The 21,152-nt window shown below is 67.6% G+C and carries 14 protein-coding genes; 6 read left to right on the forward strand and 8 right to left on the reverse strand.

Features of this window, described 5'->3' with window-relative positions; all coding sequences use genetic code 11:
• Window positions 1-102: 102 nt before the first annotated feature.
• The 3 genes from LNV28_RS03570 to LNV28_RS03580 form a co-directional block, all read right to left on the reverse strand.
• The gene (locus LNV28_RS03570; RefSeq protein WP_263516465.1) at window positions 103-681 is read right to left on the reverse strand and encodes a hypothetical protein; all 579 of its coding nucleotides are present in this window, start codon (window positions 679-681) and stop codon (window positions 103-105) included.
• A 21-nt stretch (window positions 682-702) separates the two neighbouring features.
• Window positions 703-1,521 carry a carbon-nitrogen hydrolase family protein gene (locus LNV28_RS03575; RefSeq protein ID WP_263516464.1) on the reverse strand — a complete coding sequence of 273 codons (819 nt, stop codon included), beginning with the start codon at window positions 1,519-1,521 and terminating at the stop codon, window positions 703-705.
• 217 nt (window positions 1,522-1,738) lie between these two features.
• Window positions 1,739-5,926 carry a YhdP family protein gene (locus LNV28_RS03580; protein WP_263516463.1) on the reverse strand — a complete coding sequence of 1,396 codons (4,188 nt, stop codon included), beginning with the start codon at window positions 5,924-5,926 and terminating at the stop codon, window positions 1,739-1,741.
• Window positions 5,927-6,180: 254 nt separating this feature from the next.
• Here LNV28_RS03580 and glnE point away from each other — a divergent pair, with 254 nt between their 5' ends.
• From glnE to LNV28_RS03600, 4 genes are all read left to right on the forward strand, one after another.
• Window positions 6,181-8,967: a bifunctional [glutamate--ammonia ligase]-adenylyl-L-tyrosine phosphorylase/[glutamate--ammonia-ligase] adenylyltransferase gene (glnE, locus tag LNV28_RS03585; RefSeq protein ID WP_263516462.1), complete on the forward strand. Its 2,787-nt coding sequence runs from the start codon at window positions 6,181-6,183 to the stop codon at window positions 8,965-8,967.
• Window positions 8,964-9,569 (forward strand): rhombosortase, encoded by a 606-nt coding sequence (rrtA, locus tag LNV28_RS03590; protein WP_263516461.1) that lies wholly within the window; start codon window positions 8,964-8,966, stop codon window positions 9,567-9,569. The genes glnE and rrtA overlap by 4 nt, the downstream gene beginning before the upstream one ends.
• A gap of 135 nt (window positions 9,570-9,704) precedes the next feature.
• Window positions 9,705-10,628, forward strand: coding sequence for a DMT family transporter (locus tag LNV28_RS03595; RefSeq protein ID WP_263516460.1), 924 nt, complete (start codon window positions 9,705-9,707; stop codon window positions 10,626-10,628).
• 397 nt (window positions 10,629-11,025) lie between these two features.
• Window positions 11,026-12,933, forward strand: a complete 1,908-nt coding sequence (locus LNV28_RS03600; RefSeq protein WP_263516459.1) for a methyl-accepting chemotaxis protein — start codon at window positions 11,026-11,028, stop codon at window positions 12,931-12,933.
• Between the two features lie 5 nt (window positions 12,934-12,938).
• On the opposite strand, the gene LNV28_RS03605 is transcribed toward LNV28_RS03600, so the two are convergent.
• From LNV28_RS03605 to LNV28_RS03625, 5 genes are all read right to left on the reverse strand, one after another.
• On the reverse strand, window positions 12,939-14,108 hold the full coding sequence (locus LNV28_RS03605) for a serine hydrolase domain-containing protein (protein WP_263516458.1): 1,170 nt from the start codon (window positions 14,106-14,108) through the stop codon (window positions 12,939-12,941).
• Window positions 14,108-15,709 carry an AbgT family transporter gene (locus LNV28_RS03610; protein WP_263516457.1) on the reverse strand — a complete coding sequence of 534 codons (1,602 nt, stop codon included), beginning with the start codon at window positions 15,707-15,709 and terminating at the stop codon, window positions 14,108-14,110. Before LNV28_RS03610 ends, LNV28_RS03605 begins: the two co-directional genes overlap by 1 nt.
• Before the next feature lie 37 nt (window positions 15,710-15,746).
• Window positions 15,747-16,583 carry a GDSL-type esterase/lipase family protein gene (locus LNV28_RS03615; protein WP_263516456.1) on the reverse strand — a complete coding sequence of 279 codons (837 nt, stop codon included), beginning with the start codon at window positions 16,581-16,583 and terminating at the stop codon, window positions 15,747-15,749.
• A 116-nt stretch (window positions 16,584-16,699) separates the two neighbouring features.
• On the reverse strand, window positions 16,700-16,957 hold the full coding sequence (locus LNV28_RS03620; RefSeq protein ID WP_263516455.1) for a MoaD/ThiS family protein: 258 nt from the start codon (window positions 16,955-16,957) through the stop codon (window positions 16,700-16,702).
• Window positions 16,954-18,171: a beta propeller repeat protein gene (locus LNV28_RS03625; RefSeq protein WP_263516454.1), complete on the reverse strand. Its 1,218-nt coding sequence runs from the start codon at window positions 18,169-18,171 to the stop codon at window positions 16,954-16,956. The genes LNV28_RS03620 and LNV28_RS03625 overlap by 4 nt, the downstream gene beginning before the upstream one ends.
• A gap of 348 nt (window positions 18,172-18,519) precedes the next feature.
• On the opposite strand from LNV28_RS03625, the gene LNV28_RS03630 reads away from it, so the two are divergent.
• Together LNV28_RS03630 and LNV28_RS03635 are read left to right on the forward strand one after the other, a co-directional pair.
• Entirely contained in the window at window positions 18,520-20,346 is a 1,827-nt protein-coding gene (locus LNV28_RS03630; RefSeq protein ID WP_263516453.1) for a cyanophycinase, read from the forward strand.
• Window positions 20,347-20,363: 17 nt separating this feature from the next.
• The gene (locus tag LNV28_RS03635) at window positions 20,364-21,152 is read left to right on the forward strand and encodes a hypothetical protein (RefSeq protein ID WP_263516452.1); all 789 of its coding nucleotides are present in this window, start codon (window positions 20,364-20,366) and stop codon (window positions 21,150-21,152) included.

A 21,152-nucleotide genomic window follows, 5' to 3' on the forward strand; every position in this document is an offset into this window, starting at 1 on the left:
CTGTGGCTTCTGTTTCTTGAGAGACACAGAGGCAATACGGAGCAGCAACAAAGGCGATCACAGAACGCAGCGGCGCTTGCGGCAATTTGTCAGCTCAAACGCTCACTCCGGCCATTTCAATTCGAGCAACTCACGCAGCAAGGTATTCAAATTGCTGCGTATCGCGGCCTCGCTGGCCATGCGCATGCGCTCATTGGGGTCCAGCATGGCGGAGCTGAATTCGGTGGTGTGCAGGGTGCGCAGCTTGCGCTCATAGACCGTGCGGCCGCCGCGCGATTCGACCACGGTGTAGCTCAGCGTCACCGCCACCTTGGCATCGAGCACGGCCACCATCGGTTGATCGAGCTGCACCAGGTTGACGCGCAGTTCATAGCGCGCCTCGGGCGGGCGCGGCGCATACAGACCGGTGTCGCGCAGCGATTCCTCCAGCGCTTCCTGCAAGGAGTTGTTGCTGATCTTGGCGCCCCAGAAACGCCCGGTCGGCTGGCCGCCGGTCACCGGCATCAGCTGCATCTGCGCGCGCAGGCCGTTCGGCACCCAGCTGCGCAGCTGCAGACTCTCCGCCTGGCCCAGGCGCATGGCCGGCGCGTCGGCCGGCGTGCCGCAGGCCGCCAGCAAGGCAGCCAGGCCGCAAGCCAGAACGCAGCGTCGCGTCAGATGCAGGGACGGAATCGAAAGCATGGCGGTGGAGACGACAAAAGGTCAGAGCCGGCGGTGCTGCAGCGCCGGCAGCTGCGCGCGCACGGCCGCCAGGCGGCTCGTGTCGACATCGGCCAGCACCAGGCCCTCGCCTTCCGGCAGGCAGCCCAGCACCTCGCCCCAGGGGTCGACGATCATCGAGTGGCCCCAGGTCCTGCGGCCATTCTCATGCCGGCCACCCTGGGCCGGTGCCACGATATAGGCCTGGTTTTCGACCGCACGGGCACGCAAGAGCAGCTCCCAATGGGCTTGACCGGTGGTGTAGGTGAAGGCCGCCGGCACGCAAAACAGATCACAAGCTGCCCGCCCAGGCTGAAAGCTCATGGCGCGATAGAGCTCCGGGAAGCGCAGGTCGTAGCAGACGCTCAACCCCACGTGCAAATCGCCCGCTTGCACGGTCACCGGCTCGCTGCCTGCCTCCAGCACCCGTCCTTCGTCATAGGCCTCGCGGCCGTTGTCGTAGCGGAACAAATGAATCTTGTCGTAACGCGCGGCGCGTCGGCCATCGGGCGCGTAGACACAGCAGGCGTTGCGCACCCGGGCCGGGTCGGCGGTGCGCAGCGGCAAGGTGCCGCCGACCAGCCACAGGCCCAGCTCGGCCGCGGCCTCGCTGAGCGCCCGCTGGATCGGTGCCTGCACATCGCCGTCACTCTCGGCCAAGGCCAGCTTGTCGCCGTCCTGCCGGCCCATCAGGCAAAAATACTCGGGCAAGGCCGCCAGCTGCGCGCCTTGTGCCGCCGCCTCGGCCAGCCAGTGGCGGGCCCGGGCCAGGTTGGCGCCCACATCGGGCCCCGACACCATCTGAATCGCAGCAATCTTCATGGCTTCACCTTCGTTCTACGTGTGTTCGGCGGCAGGCTGCTGGCGGCACAGAGCCGTCGTTCGCTGAGGCTTCAATTCGAACGCAGAGTGCGCGAAGGACCGCAGAGGTCGCAGAGAGAGGAACAAGATTTTGGTCTCTGCGTCCTCTGCGGTCCTCAGCGAGCTCTGCGTGCTGAAACTTCTTCGCAAACAAGCGCTCTGAGCCGATCACAGAAGCTCACGGCTGGCGCGCTCCGCCGCTGGCCGGGACGGCGGCTTCATCGGGCTTGTGCTCGACCTTCTCCACCTTGGGCTCCACCCAGGTGCCGGTGATGTGGAACTCGCGCGTGCTGGCTGCGGCCAAGGGCCGGCTCAGCAGCAGCTGGGCGAGGAAGGTGCCCAGGCCGATGGCCGGGTTGATCGCTGCATAAGCCAAGGAGGCGCCGCCGGCGTTCAGGTCGGGCACCACCAGCACACGCAGGTTCTGGGTTTCCGCGGCCAGGTCGGCCCGGCCTTCAAGCAGCACCGAAGCCTGCACGCCCTGGGTGCGCAGATTGCTGCTGCTGGCCACGCCCTGCTCGATCTTGACGTCGCCCTGGATGCCATCGAAGGTGAATCCTTCGGCAAAGACATCACGGAAGTCAAACAGGAAACGCCGCGGCAAGGACTGCAAGCTGAGCACGCCGAGCAGGCGGCCAACCCCCGGCTCCACCGTCAGGAACTGGCCCGACTGCAAGGCCACATGGAGCTGGCCACTCATGCTGGCGTAATCGGGCGACAGGGGCGAGCCGGCCCAGCCGATCTGGCCGGTCAACTCACCGCGGCCGCCACGCAAGACCCGACCCTGGCCCATGCGCTCGAGCAAGCTGCCGGCGTCCAGCAGCTCCAGCTTCCAGTCCAGCTCGGTGCGGCGCTGCGGTCGCCCGGCTTCGTTGTTGACCCAGCGGCCGCTGCCATTGAGCACGGCGTCGGCCGACTTGAGCTGCAGCTTGTTGAGATGCCAGTCGCGCTGCGGCCCACTGGCCCGCGCCTGCACCTCAAGCCGGCCCAGCTGCTTGCCGCGCAGCTCAAAGTCGTCCACCACGATGTCGAGATCAGGCACGCTGGCGTTGGCCGGACCGGGCTCCACCACGGAGCTCTTGCCCGCCAGCAACTGGCTGACCGAGTCGGCCTCTTGGCGCGGCAAGGAAAGGCGGCTCAGGCGCGCATGGACCAGGCCACCGGCGCCTCCGCGCAACTCAATCTGACCGCTCATCTGCTCGGCATCGAGATTGAAACGCCAGTGCTGGGCATCGGCACCGGGCACGCGGCTGGCACCCAGCAGCAAGCGATTCAAGGTGCGACCGGACAGCTGCAGCGCGGTGGCGCGCATGGCGATCTGATTGGGCAGATAGGGCGAATCCAATGCCACCGCATCGCCGGCCGCCGCAGTGGCGGCGCCGGCTTGGCGATCCAGAGCCTGGCGCCAGGCATCGAGGTTGAGGCTGTCAAAGTTGGCGCTCAGCTGCACACCGCTGGCCGGCAAGGGCGGCAGGTTGTCCTGCACAGCCAGGGCGCCGCGCAGCACGCGGGCCGGCTCCACCGTCAGGTCGCGCTGGTAATGGGCCAAGACGGTATTGCCCAGCTCCAGACGCAGCTCATCGCGGGCAGACTGGGTGGCTGCGCCGGCCAGGGGCGCCAGCACGGTCTGCACGCGCAGGGCCAGCATGCTGTCGGCGTCCTTGCGCAGCGGCGCCGGTAGGTTGAGCGCCAGTCCTTGCAGATTGCTGCTCAGATTGAACTCGGGCTGACCATGGCTGATGCCCAGCTGCAGGCGATAGGCCGCCTGGCCGCTGGCCGCCTGCAAAACCGGCGCCAGCGCATTGAACTCGGGCAGGCGACGCAGCGCCTCGGCCGTGGCCACCCCTTGCGCGCTGAAGCGCAGGCTGCCGTCACTCTGAGTGCCGCCCTCGATGGCCGCGTCACCGCCAGCCACGCGGGCCTGGGCGCCGACCACCTTGACACCGACCTGGTCGAATTCGACCCGCCCGCGGGCGTTGCCCAGCAGCGGAATGGACGGCCGGATGCGCAGCTCATTGCCCCCGAGCTGCACGACACCGCGCACCTTGCTGTGGGCCAGGTCGTGCAGAGGCAGGCTCAGGCTCAGCTTGAGCGCGGCCGGGCCGGTGGCCGTGGTCTGGGCCAACATGCCGCCGGTCCAGCCATGGACCGGTGAACTGCGCACATAACGCAGCAGCTCCTGTGCCGGGCCGCTGCCGCTGCCCTCGATCTCGAGCACCTGCTTGTGCAACAGATCCTTGATGCCACCGCTGATGCCGCTGAGCTCGTAGCCCAGCACACGGGCCTGGCCGCGACGGATGGCCATGCCGCCGCGCTCGAACACCAGCTCGGCGCTGACATGCTCGAGCGCCGGCCAGCTCAGCGCCTGGCCGGGTTCGGCCGGGGGCACATAGGCGAGGTCAATGTCGCGCGCCTGGGTGCTGATGCGGAACTGGCCGCTGCGCTCGTTCTCGAAGGGGAACTCATGCAGCGGGCCGCGAACCTTGAAGTTGATGGCCCTGGCCTCGCCGCCGCGGATGGCGTCGCGTACATAGTGCAGCGCATGGTCGCCGACGGCCAGGGGCAGGTAGGCGACCACACGGCGAGCGTCCACACGATCGATCTTGCCGCTCAGGTCCAGCCAGCCCGGGGACTGCGCCTCGCTGCCGGCGCGCCAGGTGGCGGCGAACTCGCCGCGCAGGTCGGCATTGGCCAGGGCCAGGTCCTTGACCTGCAGTTCGAAGCGGCGGCCCGGCTTGGCGGCCGGGTCGATCAGCCAGCTGAGCTGCGCGCTCAGCTGTTTGAAGGGTGGCAGCGGGGCTTGGAAGATGCCGGGGAAGTCCAGGCGCCCGCCTTCCGCCAGCTTGAGCGTCGCCCTGCCGCCCCGCTCATGGGCTTCCAGCTTCAGGCTGAGGCCGTCGAAACCGGGCCGGCCCGGGTGAACCACAGAAGGGGCAGTGGGCAGGGCCTGCCCGGGCTGCGAGGCCGCAGCCGCGGGCGCGGGGCTGTCCGGCGCGGGCCGGGCGGCCATGCGCAGGCCGTCCAGCTGCGCCTTGATCTGGTAGCTGCGCGGCGCCTCCAGCGGACCGTCCCAGCGCGCCGACAGATCGCTGAGCACGCCCTGAGGTGCCAGGTCGGCCAGGCGGGCGCGTGCCGCCTCACCGACCGGCAGGCGCTGCAGCAGCTGGGCCAGCAAAGCCATGTCCAGGCGCTGCACCTGCAACTCGCCGCCCACGGGCGCTGCCAGCGCGGCACTGGCGGCCGCGGTGCTGCTGGCTGCGGCCAGCTGCGGCTTGGCCAGACGCAGGCGCAAACCCCAATCGGAACGCGGCCAGACCGTGCCGTCGCCGCTGACAAAGCCGAGCTGGCGCGCCTGCAGCGAGAGCAGCTGCGCTTCATCGAGCAGCTGCAAACGGCCCTCGATGCGGGTCAGATCGAGCAGTTCGGCCGCGGGTTCCAGGCGCAGCTTGACCGAGCGCAGGGCCAGGTCCACGGTCACGCCCTGGGACTCGCCCTTTTTGTAATCGAGCCAGGCGCGCAAGGCACCGTCGCCCTCGCTGAGCTCAAAGGGCAGGTCGACATGGCGGCGCAGTTGGTGCAGGTCCGCGCGCGGCAGGTCGGCATAAAGCTGGCCGGTCCAGCTGCGCAGCTCGGACGGGCGCTTGAGCAGCTGCTGGCGGAACTGGCCCTGCAAGCTGAAGCGCCGGCCCCAATCGGCAGGCGGCGTCGCGTCGAGGCGGAAGTTGTGCTCGCGCAAGCCATTGCGCAGCACCAGGTTCAGGTCGGCCAGCTCCAGCGGCGGCGCGGCGCGGCGCTCGTCCACCCAGCGGATGCGGCCCTTGAGGATGACGAACTCGTGCTGGCTGAGCAGCCAGTCGGCCCAGGCCTCGGCCATATCGGCGGTCTGCACCTGGGGGGCGGCGTCCATGCTGAGGCCGGCGACAAAGATGCGGCCCTGGCGGTCGCGGCGAATCTCCAGCTGCGGCGCGTCGATCAGCAATTGCTCGAAACGCAGCTGCAGGGCCAGCACCGAACGCGCCGACAAAGCCGCCGCCACCTTGGGCAGACGCAAGGCCTCGCGGCCTTGCGGGTCGAGCAGGCGCACATCGCGCAACTCCAGGGCCGGCACCCAGCCGCCCGAGGTGACGGTGATGCTGCCAATGCGCAGCGGCACTCCCAGGGCGGCCGAGGCGCGCTGCTCCAGCTGCGGGCGCCAGTCGTCAATATGAGGCAGCACCAGCCAATGGAGGGCCAGCCAGGCCAGCAGCACCAGACCCCAGGCCAGCAGGAGCAGGCCCGCCGACCAACGCGCGGCCCGCAGCAGCCAGCGCGCCGGGCGACGCCACCCGAAGTGGCCAGTAGGACGGACTCGGCTGAGCTCGGGCATGAACGGTTATCGGGTCCGGCTCACCGGCGCAGGGCTTGGAAAAGACGAAGAAAACGACGACACAGGGCCGGCGAGACAGGGCTGGCAAGGCCGGAAAGGCCGGCAAACGGGCAAGTTTTGACGCTTGCATTGCCAGGGCTTTTCTCGGACTTTTCTCGGGCATTGAAGTTTCTGCATACTTCAGCCCTTCTCGCCCGCAAAGCAGCCCTGCCGAGCCCCGCCGAATCTAGCACAGCCATCTGTCCCATCCGCCCATGACCGAGCCTCAATCCGACCGCGTGGCCACTGCCGCTGCTCCGGCCAGCCCTGGCGCTCTTGCCGAGCACAGCCGCTTTGTCCAGCGCGTGCGGCGACGCTATGAGCGGGAACTGCCCCTGCTGCCGGCCGGACTTCCCTCGCGCGCGGCCATGCAGGCCCTGGTCGAGGCGCTGCAGGCCCAGGGCCGCAGCCTGCCCAGCGCCCTGCGCGTGGCGCGACACCTGGTGCTGGAACGCCTGGCCGTGCTGGACATCGAAGCCGGCGCGGCCATGCACGAGATCACCGAGGCCATGACCCACCTGGCCGAGGTCAGCCTCTGCCTGGCCCTCACGGCCGCGCGTGCCGAACAAGACCTGGTGGCCGGCGCTCCGCGCAACGAGGCGGGTGAGGTGATCGACTTTTGGGTGCTGGGCATGGGCAAGCTGGGCGCCCGCGAGCTCAATGTCTCCTCGGACATCGACCTGATTTACGTCTACGAAGACGAAGGCCAGACCGACGGCCCGCGCCCGGTCTCGGCCCACGAGTACTTTGCCGGCGTGGCCAAGAAGCTCTACGCCCTGATCGGCGAGGTGACAGACGACGGCCAGGTCTTCCGCGTCGACCTGGCCCTGCGACCCAATGGCAACTCGGGCCCGGCCGCCGTCAGCATGGCCATGCTGGAGGAGTATTTCCTGGTGCAAGGGCGCGAGTGGGAACGCTTCGCCTGGCTCAAGAGCCGCGTCGTGGCGCCGCTGGAATCGGTGCAAAACGGCCGCGCCCTGGCCCTGCGTTCGCTGGTGACGCCTTTTGTTTACCGCCGCTACCTGGATTACGGCGTGTTCGAAGGCCTGCGGCAACTGCACCGCAAAATCCGCGACGAGGCCCAGCGCCGCGCCGTCGGCCGGCCCGAGCGGGCCAACGATGTGAAGCTTTCGCGCGGCGGCATTCGCGAGATCGAGTTCATCGTCCAGCTCTTGCAGGTGGTGCGTGGCGGGCATTTCCCCGAGATCCGCACCCGCTCCACGGTCAAGGCCCTGAGCCGCCTGGCCAGCCTGGGCCTGATGAAGCCGGACACGGCCGAGAAGCTCAGCGAGTGCTACGAGTTCCTGCGCCGCGTCGAGCACCGCATCCAGTTCCTGGACGACCAGCAGACCCACTGCCTGCCCTCGGCCGACGCGGACCTGCTCTGGATCGCCAACAGCTTGGGCATGGTCTGCCGGCCTGAGGGTTGCGAGCTGCTCGAACGCCTGTGCGAAGTTCGCGAGACCGTCGCCAATGAGTTCGATGCCTTGCTGCACGACAGCCAGGCCCCCGGCCCGGCTGGCGGCCCCAAGGGCTGCCGCAGCTGCAATGGCCCGGCCTTGCCGGTCGATGCCGAGGAGTTCCTGGCCAAGCTGCAGCCCGAACTGGCCGTGGCCGTGCGCCGCTGGGCCAGCCAGGCGCGGGTGCAAAACCTGCGCGAGGACTCGCGCCTGCGCCTGGCCAAGCTGGTCGGCCGCGCCGCCATGGCGGTGCGCGACGAAGGCTGCAGCCTCGACGCCGCCCTGCGCTTTGTCGACTGGATGGAGCCGCTGCTGCGGCGCGAAAGCTATTTGGCCCTGCTGGTCGAGCGCCCTTCGGTGCAGACCCGGCTGCTGCGCCTGCTGGGCCTGGCGCGCTGGCCCATGCGCTATCTGATGCAACACCCGGGCGTGATCGACGAGCTGGCCGACAACCGCCTACTCAGCGAACGCTTCGACGGCCCCAGCTTCCTCAGCGATCTACAGGCCCGCCACGAAGCCTGGGAGCGCAGCGGCGAGGCCCATGAAGAAGCCCTGCTGGACACCTTGCGCCGCGCCCACCATGCCGAGGTCTTCCGCACCCTGGTGCGTGACATTGAAGGCCAGATCACGGTTGAGCAGGCCGCCGACGAGCTCTCGGCCCTGGCCGACGCGGTGCTGCAATGCACGATTGACTGGACCTGGGCCCGCCTCAAGCAGGCACACCGGCCGCAGCCGCGTTTCGCCGTCATCGCCTACGGCAAGCTGGGCGGCAAGGAGCTGGGCTATGGCGGCGACCTGGACGTGGTCTTCCTCTTCGACGACGAAGACGAGGCCGACAAAGACCTGGTGCCCGAGGTCTACGGCGCCTTTGTGCGCAAGCTCATCACCTGGCTGACCGTGCGCACGGCGGCCGGCGAGCTCTTCGACATCGACACCGCCCTGCGGCCCAATGGCAACTCCGGCATGTTGGTCACCTCCCTGGCCTCGTTCGAGAAGTACCAGACCGGCCGCGGCAGCAACACCGCCTGGACCTGGGAACACCAGGCCATCACCCGCGCCCGCTTCTGCGCCGGCGATGCCAGCCTGGCGGCCCGCTTCGAGGCGGTGCGCAGCCATGTGCTGACCGCGCCGCGCGACCATGCCGCACTGCGTGAGGAAGTGAAGGCCATGCGCGAGAAGGTGCGCGCGGCCAAGCCGGTGCGCGCCGGTTGGTTCGATCTCAAGCACAGCGCCGGCGGCATGATGGATGCGGAGTTCGCGCTGCAGTATCTGGTGCTGGCCCATTCGGGTGCTCACCCCGAGCTGATCCCCAACCTCGGCGTCATCGCCCTGCTGCAGCGGGCCGAGGCCGCCGGCCTGCTGCCGGCCGGTGTGGGCCGCGCTGCCGCCGACGCCTACCGCGAGCTGCGCCGCGCCCAGCACCGCGCCCGCCTCGACGAGCAAGCCACCACGTTTGACGAGGCCCACCTGGACGAGCTGGGCTTACGCGCCCAGCGCGATGCCATGCTGGCGCTTTGGCGCGCCGTGTTCGAGGCCGCTTGAACTCGGCGTTCGCAGCGGCCCGCCTCTGGTGGGGCCTGTGCGCCTTGCTGGCGGCCGGCGCCCTGCTGGCCGGCGCTGTTCCCAGCGCCAGGCTCGACTGGCAGCCCGGCTTGGCCGCGAGCGAACCTTGGCGCGCCTGGAGCGCGGCCTGGGTGCACTGGAGTCATCTGCATTTGGCCGCCAATCTGGCTGGCTGCGCCGTGCTCGGCGCCCTGGGCCTGAGCGCCCGCCTCGGCACGCCCTGGGCCCTGGCCTGGTTCGCCGCTTGGCCAATGACGCAATGGGGGCTGCTGCTGCAGCAAGAAGAGCTGCTGCACTTTGGCGGTCTCTCTGGCGTGCTGCATGCCGGCGTGGCCGTGGCTGTGCTCGCCCTGCTGCAGCGCCCCGGCCGCGAGCGCCGCATCGGCCTGGCCATCGCCGCCGGCCTGATCACCAAGCTCTGGCTCGAACAAGCCTGGACTGGCCCGGCCCTGCGCCAGATGCCGGGCTGGGACATCGCCGTGGCACCGTTTTCACATTTCAGTGGGGCCGTGGCGGGCGTTGCCTGCGGGCTGGTGGCAGGGTGGTGGAGGAGCAAGTGGATGGCGGATCGTGAATCGTGAATCGCGGGCGGCGGCGCCCACTCACCACTCACCACTCACCACTCACCACTCACCACTCACCACTCACCACTCACCACTCACCACTCACCATTCACCATTCACCATTCACCATTCACGATTCACACTTCTCGCCCCATGCCCAGCCGCCACACCCACCTCGACCGCCGCGCCATCATCCTGCTGCTGATCTGCTGCGTCATGTGGGGCCTGAACCAGGTGGCGGTGAAGGCGGCGATGAGTGAGATGGGGCCGCTCTGGCAGGCCGGGCTGCGCTCCTTGGTGGCGACGGTGCTGGTGGCGCTGTGGGCGAAGTGGCGCGGCATTGCCCTGTTCCAGCGTGACGGCAGCTTGCGCGGCGGCTTGCTGGCCGGCGCCTTGTTCGGGCTGGAGTTCGCCTGCATCTTCATCGGCCTGCAGTACACCAGCGCCTCGCGCATGGTGGTGTTCATCTATCTGAGCCCCTTTGTCGTAGCCCTGGGCATGCCCTTCATCTCGGCCAGCGAGCGCCTGGCGCCGCGCCAGATCGCCGGCCTGGTGCTGGCCTTCGCGGCGGTGGCCTGGGCCTTCTCGGAAGGGTTCCACAGCCATGAGGAGAGCCGCCCCCTGCAATGGCTGGGCGACAGCCTGGGCGTGCTGGCGGCCCTGCTCTGGGGCGGCACCACCCTGGCCATCCGCGGCAGCCGCCTGTCCAGCGCCAGCGCCGAGAAGACCCTGCTCTACCAGTTGGGCATCTCCGGCCTGGGTCTGAGCCTGGCCGCGCTCTGGGTCGGCGAGCCGCTGCCGGCCGAATGGACGCTGCGCCTGAGCGGCCTGTTCTTCTTCCAGGCGGTGATCGTCAGCTTTGCCAGCTACCTGCTCTGGTTCTGGATGATCCGCCACTACCCGGCCACCCGCTTGGCCAGCTTCACCCTGGCCACGCCGCTGTTCGGCCTGCTGGCCGGCGCCTGGCTGCTGGGCGAAACCATCAGCCCGCGCCTGGGCCTGGCCTTGCTGGCCCTGGCGGCGGGCGTGGCCTTGGTCAATCGAAGAGCGCCGCCAGCTGAGGCCAGCCAGAACTGATTCTGGCCTTCTGGCGCACGCCAATTGAGGCATCGTCCGCGGCCGAATGTCGGCGCCGTCGGGCAAGGTCGATCTGTCTCAAGCCCTTCAACGGCGAATGGAGGACCCGGTGGGCGCGTCGCACCCGAGCAACAGGAAGGCGATCGAGCGCAAGGCCCCGAAAGCCAGAGCGCCCATAGTTCTCGGTCCGGCGCTCAAGTTCAGTGCACGGCCTGCCGATAGACCTTTTTTGCAATCCATTGCAATACCATTTCACGCCAGTGCTTTTGAGCCCTGCGTTTCCTGAGCGCCCGCAAGCTTCGCCACCACCACCCCTCATCCAGCCACGCTCATGCGCCCACAAACTTCATCGCAGACTGACTCGGTCCCCAGCACCCCCGCCTGGGCCCGCCCCGGCGTGAATTGGTTCCGCAAGATGATGTTCCCGGCCAAGGCCGCGGTGATCTTGCTGCTGCTGGTACTGCCCTTGTTGCTGACCCTGGCCGCGCTGATCTCTGACCGGCAGTCCGCCAGGGAGAGCACCGCGGCCGAGCGCACGGGCCTGGCTGCGATCCAGGCCATTCTGCCGGCCATGGAGGCGACCCAGCTGCTGCGCCGTGGCTTGGTCGACCGCGCCAATGGGGTGGAACGCAGCGATCTGCCGGCTCTGCAAGACAAATTCAAGCAGGCCATCGAGCTGCTGCACAAGGAAACCAAACCGCGGCTGGACGGCTTCGCTGACCATGGCGATGAACATTGGAAGCCCTTGATGGCCGTCGTGGACAGCGTCACGCGCCAGAGCAGCCAAGGCTTGAGCGCCGCCGAGGTGCGCAAGCCCTATGTCGAGATCAGCGGCCATCTGGGCGACCTGGTCAAGCATGTGGTGGACGCCAGCGGCCTGGCACTGGACCCCGAAGGCGACAGCTACTACATGATGATGGCGGCCACCATCCACCTGCCCCAGCTGATGGAAAACCTGGGGCTGACCCGCGGCGCCCTGGCTTCGTATGTACAGGACCCGAAGTCGCAGCGCCTGGCCACGGCCGCCGCCAGCCTGGCCGTCGACAAGGCGGAGCTCGCCAATCTGAGCGAGGGCCTCGCCCACGCCATGGAGTTCAACCCCGCCCTGGCCAAGCTCAAGCTGGAAGAAAAGATGGCCGGAGCGCAGGCCTTCGTCACGCGCTACGAGGCCATGCTGCAGCAGGACGAGGTCAGCGATCGCAAGCCCGGCGACATCGTCCAGGAAGCCACCGCGGTTCTGGTTGAACTGAGTGCCATGCAGAAGACCATTGCCAAACAATTGGACCAGCTGCTGGAAGCACGCCAGCAACGCTTGTTCCATGCCATCGTCTATGGTGCCAGCAGTGCCCTGGCCCTGCTGCTGGCCGGGCTCTACTTCTTCTACTGCTTCTACCGCGTCATGAACTCGGGCATCCGCACCCTGATTCTGCGCATGCGCGCCATGGCCGGCGGCGATCTGACCGACACCCTCACCCCCAAGGGCAGCGACGAAACCGCCATGCTGATGGGCGCGCTGGCAGAGATGCAGCAATCACTGCGGGCCACGGTCCGCGAGGTGCGCGAAGCGGCCGATGTGATCAAGCTCTCGGCCGATGAGGTGGCCACTGGCAGCATGGACCTGTCGCAGCGCACCGAGCAGGCCGCCGCCAATCTGGAGGAAACCGCCTCGGCCATGGAGGAGATCAGCTCCACCGTCAGCAACACCACCGACGGCGCCGCACAAGCCGCCGGCGTCGCCGCGCAGAACGTCAAGCTGGCCGACCAAGGCGGGCAGGTGATCGAGCAGGTGGTCACCACCATGTCCGAGATCCAGGACTCCAGCCGCCGCATCGGCGAAATCATCGGCGTGATCGACAGCATCGCTTTCCAGACCAATATCCTGGCCCTCAATGCCGCGGTCGAAGCCGCCCGGGCCGGTGAGCAAGGCCGCGGCTTTGCTGTGGTGGCCAGCGAGGTGCGGGCCCTGGCCCAGCGCAGCGCCGAGGCCGCGCGCGAGATCAAACAACTGATCGTGGCCAGCGGTGAACGGGTCGAGGTGGGCAACCGCATCGTCAGCGAGGCCGGCACCACCATGCGCGCCATCGTCGAGAGCACCAGCAAGGTCGGCAGCCTGCTGCAAGGCATCTCCAGCGGCGCGCGCGAGCAGGCCCAGGGCATCGACCAGGTCGGCAAGGCCATCCACGAACTCGACCAGATGACGCAGCAAAACGCCGCCCTGGTCGAAGAAACTGCCGCCGCCTCCAGCGGCATGCGCCAGCAGGCCGATCAGCTGGCCCGCGCGGTCAATACCTTCAAGCTGCCCTGATCGACCTAGGGCGCCGTAGCGGATGCCGGCGCCGAGGTGCTTGCGGACGGCGGTGGTGTCAAGCGCGCCGCATGCATCAGCCGGATCACCTGCACCAAATCCCGCGCCGAGAAGCGGCTGCCCGCCTCGGTGTCAACCCGGTGCACCATCACCAGGCGCTGCAGCGGATAGACCCCCAGCATGTGCACATCCACGCCGGTGTGGAAAAACGCCGGCGGGTCCTCGGGCCGGGCCGGCAGCAGCACATCCCAGAGCCAGCCATAGGCCAGACCCCACTGCGGCTGCACCAGGGACACGGGCTGGGTGCTTTGCCGAATCCAATCGCGAGGCAGCAGCTGCCGGCCACGCCAGGCGCCGCCCTGCAGATAGAGCTGGCCGTACAAGGCCAGATCGTGGGCACTCAGGCGGAAGTGCTGGGCGGGGTAGCGCGAACGCGAGGGCTCGTGCTGCGTGAAGCCGTCCAGCTTTGCCAACCAAGCCAGCCCGGGCTCAGCGTCGCCTTCGGTCCATTGGCCGATGCGCCCCTGCCAATCCAGCATGCCCAGCGGCTTGGCAATGTCGCGATCGAAGGCCTCGAACACCGACCCGCAGGCGCGCTCCAGCACCGCCGCCGCGACATTGAAATCCCAGTTGTTGTAGTGCCAGTGCGTGCCCGGCGCATGGCTGCCGCGCGGCGGCTTGGCCGCCTGCATGCCCTCGCTCTCGGCTGCGGCCGGGTGGTAGATGCCTGAGCGCGACTGCAGCAGCTGCAGCACGGTAGCGCGGCGCTCCTCGGCCGAGAGCGCGGGCGGGACATCGTCAACACCCAGCTCGGCCAGCGTGGCATCGAGCCGCAAGCGCCCACGCGCCACACATTGCCCGACCAGAGAATTCAAGACGGCCTTGCGCATGGAATGCAGCAACAAGGGCTTGCGCACATCGCCCCACTCGAAGAACACCCGTCCCTGGTGCAGCAAGAGCATGGACTGCGAGCCCGCCTGCGCCAGAAAGGCCGCCAGCGCCTGCAGGCGCTGGGCGTCATAGCCAGCGTCCGCGGGGCTGATGCGCTCGAATCGATCGGGCGCGGTGGCCGCGGAAACAGGGCCCAAACCCAGGCCCAGGCCCAGGCCCAGGCCCAGGCCCAGGCCCAAGCTCAGGCACAGGCCCAAGACCACGCGGACCGGGCTTGGCCTCATCAAGGCACGGGGTAGACGTAGCTGGCGCCAACACCCAGGGGGAAGCCCAGGGCCCAGAAGCCCAACAGGAAGGCCGTCCAGCCGACCAGCAGGGCCAGCGAATAGGGCAGCATCAAGGCCATCAGCGTGCCGATGCCGGCGCCCTTCACATACTTCTGGCAGAACACCACGATCAAGGGGAAGTAAGGCATCAGGGGCGTGATGATGTTGGTGGAGCTGTCACCGACGCGGTAAGCCGCCTGGGTCAGGTCGGGAGAGATGCCCAACTGCATCAGCATCGGCACCATGATGGCGCCGATCAGCGCCCACTTGGCCGAGGCGGAGCCGATCAGCAGATTGACCACGCTGGTCAGCAACACCATGCCGATCAAGGTGATGCCCGTGGGGAAGGCCATGTCCTTGAGCCAGCTGGCGCCCTTGATGGCCAACAAGGCACCCAGGTTCGACTGACCAAAGGCGTAGATGAACTGCGCGCAGAAAAAGGCCATGACGATGTAATAGCCCATGCCGCTCATGGCCTTGCTCATGCCCTTGACGATGTCGGCATGGCTCTGAATGCTGCCCGAGGCATAGCCGTAGACCACGCCCGGGAGCAGGAAGAACACAAAGATCAGCGCGACGATGGACTTCATCAGCGGGGCCGCGGCCGCCGCCAGCTCGCCCGCCGGGCTGCGCCAGGCCGAATCGGCCGGCAGCACCGCCGCCACGAACAGACCCACGGCCACCAGGGTGGCCAAGCCGGCCATCAGCAGGCCGCGTTTTTCCTTGGCGCTCAGGGGCTCGATCTTGGGCAGCTCGGCCGGGTCACCGTCCACCGCCGTGCTCTTGCGCAGGCGCGGTTCGATCAGCAGATCGGTCACCGCCCAGCCCAGTAGCACGATCATCAGGGCCGAGGCGGAGGTGAAGTAGAAGTTGTTGAGCGGGTTGATGACGATGGCCGCCGCGGCCGGGTCGGCCGACAAACGGGCCGCCACCTGGGTCAGGCCGGCGAGCAAGGGGTCCAGGCTGGACGGGATGAAGAAGGTGGCCGAGAAACCGCCCGACACTCCGGCAAAAGCCGCCGAAATACCGGCCAAGGGATGGCGCCCTGCGGCATAGAACATCACCGCGCCGAGCGGGATGACCAACACATAACCCGCATCCACCGCGACATGGCTGAGGATGCCCACCGCGATCAGCACCGGCGTCAGCAAGGCGCGTGCAGTGACGGCCAGAATGGCCCGCAAGCCGGCGTTGATGAAGCCGGTGTGCTCCGCCACACCCAGGCCCAGCATGGCCACCAGCACCACACCCAGCGGTGCGAAGCCGGTGAAGTTGGTGACCAGGCCCGAAGCAAACGCGGCCAGGGCCGCACCCGAGAGCAGGTTCTTGATGGCGATGGGCTGCTGGCTGCGCGGGTCGATGTCTGTGAACTGCATGTCCGACATCCACCAGGACAGCAGCCAGACCAGCACCATCAGCAAGGCAAACAGAATGGCCGGATCGGGCAGCTTGTTGCCCAGACGCTCCACGGCGTTGAGGCAGCGTGCGGCCCAGGGCAAGGCGGCCTGGTCCTTGTGCTTGTCGTTGCTGCTGCTGTTGTTGTTGCGAGCGGTGTTCATGGGATCAGGGTTCGCTTTCGTGTCGAGGTTCTTTTTCTCAGGCCAGCGCATCCGCCCACAGCGGCGCGAGTTTTTTCCAGCCGCGGGCATTGGGGTGGATCTCATTTTTCCAGTCGCCGCTGCTGCCGGTGCTGCCTTCCGCAGCGGGCTGCAGTTGGCCCGAGGTGGGCACGGCCTGTACGCCGGCATGCGCCTGGGCCCAGCCCTGGACCACCGCCTGGATTTCTTTGAACAGACCGCGGGTGAGCGTAGGCCAAAGCACGGGGTGGATCTGGTTCTTCACATAGGCCCGGTAGAGCCAAGGCCCGATCGCGCCGTCCAGTGCCGGCGCATTGCGCGCCGTGGGCGTGTCGTAGCCATTCAGAAACATGGGCGTGTCGGCATTGAGCGGGCTGTCGCGCAAGGCCTGGACCATGGCGCTGAAATTGACGTCCAGGTAATGCCGCAGCAGGCTCAAGGCCTCGGGCCGAACGCAGGCATAGCCATCGCTCGGCAAGGGCTGGCCGGCCATCTCGCGCAGCAAGCCCTCGCCCGGCTTGGGGTCGCGTGCCGCGTCGATGAAATCATTGCCTCCGGCGCTGAAAAGCACGCCGTCAAAACGCTGCTGGCGCAACCACCAGACGTAGTCGCCTTGCATGGTCTGCTCGATGCGCTGCAGGGTCTGGCCCGAGGTGGAGATGTTGATGATCAGGCAGCTCTGGCCGCGCCGATTGAACTCTTGCACCAGGTAATAGGGCAGCGAGCCCTGGGCCAGGGCGCTGGCGTCCATCCAGGAATCGCCCTCTGCCAAGTAGGTGCGCTCGAAGGGGCCTTTGCGATCGACTCGCTCGGGGTGGGCGAGGTATTGCGCGCCGCTGATGAGAACTGAGCTCATGAACACTCCTCCTCCTCGTCGGGCCGCACAGGCCCTGCTTGTTCGGAGCGCACAGCCTCCGGCAAGCGCCATGGCGGCGCCAGACGGGCTTTCCCCAGGTCGGGGCGGAGGCTGACTCAGCCGCCGCTGAGCGCCAGCACCACGGCCACAAAGTCGTCCGCCGCAAGCCCTTGCTGCAGATCGCGCACGCCCTGGCCGTTGACGAAGATCCGCATATTGGCGCGCAGCTGCCCCTGCTCATCGACCACCCGGAAACGCAGGCCCGGGTAGCGCCGGTCGAGGTCGGTGAACAAGGCGTCCAGCGTCTCGCCCTCGGCCTCGACCTGCAGCTCGCGCGTGTAAGAGCGCAGCGCGGCCGGCACCATGACCTTCATGCCAGCTCGGCCACTTCGACCGCGTAGATCTCCGGCAGATGGCGGGCGATGTTCTGCCACTTCGCGCCCTCTTCGCGGCCGATCCAGAGCTCGCCGCTGGTGGTGCCAAGGTAGAGCGCCGGTTTGGCCTGCGCATCCACCGTCATGGCCTGACGCTTGATCGTCCACCAGGCCTGGCTCTCGGGCAGGCCCTGGTCCAGGCGCTGCCAGGTCTTGCCGGCATTGCGGGTGATGTAGGCCGCAGGCTGGCCGCCCGGCGCGGTGCGCGGCCAGACGTCTTGCCCGTCCATGGGGAAGACCCAGGCCGTGTCCGGGTCGCGCGGGTGCACCACCATGGGAAAGCCGATGTCGCCCACGCGCTTGGGCATCTTGCGGCCGATGCGCTGCCAGACATCGTCCTTGGCCCGGCCCGTGCGGTCCAGGCGGTAGATGCCGCAGTGGTTCTGCTGGTAAAGCCGATCCGGTTGCGTGGGGCAGATGCGCAGGCAATGCGGGTCATGGAAGGTGATGGTGTTGGGGTCAAAACCGCCGACCACCTCCATGCCCTGGACCAGGGTGCTCCAGCTGGCGCCCCCGTCACGCGATTCATGCACGCCGCCGCCCGACATGCCGAAGTAGAGATGCTGGGGGTCGCGCGGGTCGACGATCACCGAATGCAGCTTGGGGCCGTCCGGCGTGCCGTCCTGGGCCGAGCCCATCCATTCGCGGAACTGCGTACTGTCGTTGACCGAGGCCAGCGGCGCCCAGCGCTCACCGCCGTCGTCGGAACGGAACAGGCCTTGCGGCGAGGTGCCCACATACCAAGTGCCCGGCTCGCTGGCATGGCCCGGCGTCAGCCAGAAGCTGTGGTCGACCGAGCGACCCGGTAGTCCACTCGCCGCTGTTGGAGCGGCAAAGGCGGGCGGCTGCGCAGCCTCCTTCCAGCTGCGGCCCAGGTTGGTGGAGCGAAAGATCGTCGGGCCGAGGTGGCCGGTCTTGGCGGCCGCCAGCAAGCTGCGGCCATCTCGTGGGTCCAGCATCAGGTGACTGATGGTGTGGCCCAGGAAGTGTGGTCCGTCGACCGTCCAGGTCTTGCGCTTGGCATCGCTGTGAAAGAACCAGGCGCCTTTCCGGGTGGAGACCATGAGGAGCAAGCGGGTGGCCGGAGGCGCGGCGGATCGGGCGCGGGCCGACCCTGGTTTCTTGGCGGTGGCTGCGGCAGACGTTCGGCTCATGGCGGGGCTCCTCGAAGTGGGGGATCAAAAGGCATGACTCCAGCACGACGATCGAGGACGACCCGTTTCGACAGTGCGCACCAGGAAATTTTCACCGCCAGCAGCTCCCGGCTGCGCCCAAGGAAACCCCGAGCCAAGATCTCAGTGCTGCCCCCAGCAGCGGGCAGCCGAAAGTCAGCAAGTTGAAGTAGAGCCGCAGTACGCGCCGTGACCGGTTTGAGCCCCACCGCTGCCGCTAGGGGCTTCCCCGAGGTGAAAATGTCTTTTCCAGACAGTAGAGTTGTGAAACTTGATATTCACTCACTCAACTCGCGAGCCGAAGGGCTGGCGCTGAAAGGGCTCATCGCCATGCTGAACGGACACCCCGTCTTTTCTTTCAATGCGGGAGGCACTCTGCGGGCACTGATCGCATGCATTGCCGTTCTCACCGGCGCCGCAGCCCAAGCTCAGGCCAGCCTCGCGCAGCATTGGGATTTCGATGACGTGCAGGGCACGGCTCTGCCGGCCACTCTCAATTCCGCGCCCAGCGGACTCCTGGGCCAGTGGGGCAGCGCGGTGTTCGGCACTGAGACCAGCGGCACAGGTGCGCTGCGCATCGGCTACATGGGCACGGCCGTGGCTTACAGCTCAGCGGCCGTCAACATCCCGTCGGCAGACGTCTATGCCCTGACGCTGTCGATGCGCGCGTGGGACATCAAGAACGGCGGCACAGCCTATGCCGCCAGCACGAGGCCGATCTTCAACTTCGGCTTTCGCACCGGCGCCGGCACCGCCACGTCCGGCGCCTCGCTGGTTGCGGACCTGCAGTTCAGCGCTACGGCAGCCGGCATCGCCCTCGTGGTGCGCGACTCGCTCAGCAACTTCGCGGTGGGCACCCTTCCGGCCAAGCTCAGCGGCCCACTCAACATCACGCTCAAGATCGACAAGCGGGTGCTGCCCAACATCTACACGGTGAGCTACAACATCGCGGGCGCCGCCCCGATCGTCACCAGCTTCACCGCGGCAGCCAATTCAGCGAGCAACACGCGCACGGTCTCGCATGCCGTGCTGGCCGTCAGCGGCAACTTCCCCGGCAGCACCAACACGGCATCAGCAGGCCCCAACGTAGCGCCCGAGATCGACAGCCTCTCAGTCAGCTACAACGAGCTCCCAGTCGCGGACGTGCCCGCCGCAAACGGCCGGCCCAGCCGCAAATCCAATCTGTTGACTTTCCTCGACGGCAACCCGCTGCAAGCTGACAAGCCCACGGTGGGGGGCCCGGCCCTGCTGCTGATGGGAGGTGGCGCAGAGGTCAACAGTGCCTTCGCCGCCAAGGCCTTTCCCATCATCAATGGCGGCGACATCGTCGTGCTGCGCATCAGCGGCAGCAATGGCTACCAGCCGTACTTCTACAACACCATCGTCAATGAGATGCCTGCCGCCTTGCAGGCCTCGCTCAAGCCCAACTCGGTCGAGACCTTGTTCGTCGACACGCGAGAGAAGGCCAACAGTGCCTATGTCGTCAACTCGGTGGCGCGGGCCAATATGATCTGGATCGCCGGGGGCGACCAATCGGCCTACATCGAAAACTGGCGCGACACCGGCTTGGCCGCCGCGGTCAAGCAGGCGTATTCACGGGGTGCCGTGGTGGGCGGCACCTCGGCGGGCATGGTGGTCTCATCCGAGTGGATGTACGACCCGGGCGCGCTGCTGGCCGTGACCAGCGCGGAAGCCGTGGCCAACCCGTACCGTCCCAGCATGATCCTGTCAACGAGCAAGCTCTTCGATCTGCCGCTGGGCTTCAACATTCTGGCCGAGCCGCATTTCCAGAACCGTGATCGCATGGGCCGCACGATGGCATTCATGGCACGGCTGCGCAAGGACGCGCGTACTTCGACCATCTACGGTGTGGCCCTCGATGAACGCACCTCGCTGTTCATCGACCGCAACAACATCGGCACCTTCCAGCGCGCACCTATCGTCGACGGTAAGGCGGCCGGTGACGGCTACATCCTGCGCGAGGACCGCCGCAAGACCACGCTGACACAGGTGAGCGCAGGCCTGCCGCTGATCTACCGCAATGTGCAGCGCGTCAAGCTCGCACCGGGCCAGACCTTCGACTTCGCCCGCGGCTTGTCGGCCCAGCCTGCGCTGAACCTGAGCGTTGAGGGCGCCGTGCCCGCCAACCCCTATTGAATCGACGTGCACAAACCATGAAGAACACTCTCCTCGCATTCCTTGCCACGACCCTCTGCGCTGCGGCCACGGCCGCTCCGGTCATCGCCGACTGGCGTTTTGCCGAGGTCGCAGGCAGCACCCTCAACCAGACCGTCAACGAGGGCAGCGGCCTCAACGGGCCTGGCAGTACCTGGGGCCTGGCCCTGACCGGTTCGGCCACCAACGGCGCCGGTCAACTCAGCATCGGCAACGACGGCAAGGGCGGCAGTGGCACGCGCTCGGCCTATGCCGACTTCGGCCCCAACTTCGACAGCATCAGCACCGGCACGCTGAGCCTGTACGCCAGCATCGCCAATTGGAGCTCCGCTAGTCCCGGCAGCCGGTTCAGCCTGGGCTTCATCGAGGGCAATGACTTCAACACCGCGGCGTTCAGCCTGTCGGCAACAGCAGGGGGCTTCAACTTGGGCGGCGGCGTCGACGCCTTCGGCGACGGCAGCGTGCTGGCCAGCACGGCCAACCTGGCCGCCGTCAGCGCACTGACGCTGAGGCTGGACCTGGACCTCGACGCGCTGATGTACTCGGTAGCCTATGACCTGGGCAGTGGCTTCACCAGCCTGGGCAGCGCCTCGGTCGACTCGCTGACACAGGGCGTCAATTCCCTGTGGCTGGGCGTGGAAGGAGACTTCTCCTCGGCCCCTCTGCTGCTGGACCGCATCTGGGTGACGCCGGGCAAGACCGTCGCCGCCGTGCCTGAGCCCGGCAGTGCATGGCTGGTGCTGAGCACACTGCTGCTGCTGGCCGTCATGCGTCGACGGGCGAGCTGA

The sequence above is a fragment of the Paucibacter sp. DJ2R-2 genome (assembly GCF_025717675.1).
Lineage (GTDB): Bacteria > Pseudomonadota > Gammaproteobacteria > Burkholderiales > Burkholderiaceae_C > Paucibacter_A.